Annotated in this window: 2 protein-coding genes; one reads left to right on the top strand and one right to left on the bottom strand. The window is 59.2% G+C overall.

What is annotated here, in order from left to right:
* Window positions 1-205 precede the first annotated feature (205 nt).
* Complete coding sequence (locus tag ADB02_RS01855) at window positions 206-409, bottom strand: cold-shock protein (RefSeq protein WP_005511370.1); 204 nt, start codon at window positions 407-409, stop codon at window positions 206-208.
* 308 nt (window positions 410-717) lie between these two features.
* Between ADB02_RS01855 and ADB02_RS01850 the strand changes: the two genes are divergently transcribed.
* Window positions 718-1,440: DEAD/DEAH box helicase (locus tag ADB02_RS01850; protein WP_241482377.1), on the top strand; the 723-nt coding region annotated here is incomplete at its 3' end.

The raw sequence follows: 1,440 nt of genomic DNA, 5'->3' as shown, positions 1-1,440 counted from the left end.
CATTTTTCGGGCCATTTTTGTCATAAACGTAGTCAGTAACTCGGATTGACCCACTGCCCCCAGAAATACAAAAATCCCACGCAGAAATTACTTTCCACGTGGGAGAATCAAGGCTCACCCCATGAACACAACATGGACCTTGAAAAGCCAAAAATTCCGCGCGCCAAACCAGACAATAGCCCAGTTCAACCCGGAAACGGTTGACTTACAGAGGCTTCACGTCCAGAGCCTGCGGGCCCTTCTGGCCCTCACCAATCTCGAACTCGACTGCCTGGTTCTCTTCCAGCGTCTTGAAACCAGTGCCCTGAATCTCGGAGTAGTGAACGAACACGTCGTTGCCACCGTCAGCTGGGGCGATAAACCCGAAGCCCTTCTCCGAGTTGAACCACTTCACAGTACCCTGTGCCATTACAAAACTTCCCAACTTCAGGATTCGATAAAACAAGTATTCGCCACGCACGTCCGGTCACGCACGATGGGGTAAACACGGCCAGAACACCCTTTCCGCCTCGAGCGGGCTTTTGCCGGGTGCCCTTTGGCGGGCGATACACTCAAAAAGTCTGCCACGTTTGGGGCGCGAGCGCCGATTAGCAACAGCTTCTTGCCACCCCCGTAAACCCCGTGCTCGGGATCCGGAGAAACTGGGGTGTTGAGCAGCGGAAAAGTGGCTGGTAGGAAGCGTCGTCAAGCATGTGAAGTGCGCGTTTGCAGGAAAGGATGGTGTCGGTGGAGTCGTTTGGACGGGAGCTGCTGGGGCCGGTTATTCGTGCACATCCGCGGGCGACGGTGACGCACATTGCGGATCTTCCTGCGCGCGCTGGCGTGACCGCACCTTGGCCTGAGTGGGTGCCGGATTGGCTGAAAGAAGTGCTGGTAGATCGCGGAATTGAGAACCTGTGGACTCATCAGGCAGCAACCGCGAACCTCGCCCGCGAGGGCGTGCACTGTGTCGTCGCGACGGGCACGGCGTCGGGCAAATCGCTCGGTTACCTGCTGCCCGTGCTCACAGAACTATCGGCCACCCCCGCGGCCACCGCGCTGTACCTCTCCCCGACCAAGGCGCTGGGCGCCGATCAGTTGGACACGGCTCGTGCGATGGCACCGGCGTCGCTGAGCTCGCTGATTTCGCTTTACGACGGCGACACCCCGCAAGACGCCCGGCGCGCCATCCGCGACCACACCCGTTGGGTGTTTACCAACCCCGATATGCTGCATGTTTCGGTCCTCGGCAATCATGTTCGGTGGACGCGGATGCTGCGCAACCTGCGCTATATCGTCGTCGACGAATGCCATGCCTATCGAGGCGTATTCGGCGCCAACGTCTCCCAAATTCTACGTCGCCTCCTGCGGCTGTCCCGGGAATATGGTGCCTCGCCGACCGTGATTTTCGCCTCTGCGACTACCAACGACCCTGCTGACCAGGCTCGTCGCCTCATCGGC

The sequence above is a fragment of the Corynebacterium sp. 212_CJEI genome (genome assembly GCF_001055915.1).
GTDB classification, from domain to species: Bacteria; Actinomycetota; Actinomycetes; order Mycobacteriales; family Mycobacteriaceae; genus Corynebacterium; species Corynebacterium jeikeium_D.
Note: the sequence above shows the minus strand (reverse complement) of the source record. Positions and strands in the feature narration are given on the sequence as shown.

What these genes read in the sequence shown, in the direction of transcription:
- ADB02_RS01855 (WP_005511370.1), bottom strand. Translation starts at nt 409, where the DNA reads ATGGCACAGGGTACTGTGAAGTGGTTCAACTCGGAGAAGGGCTTCGGG.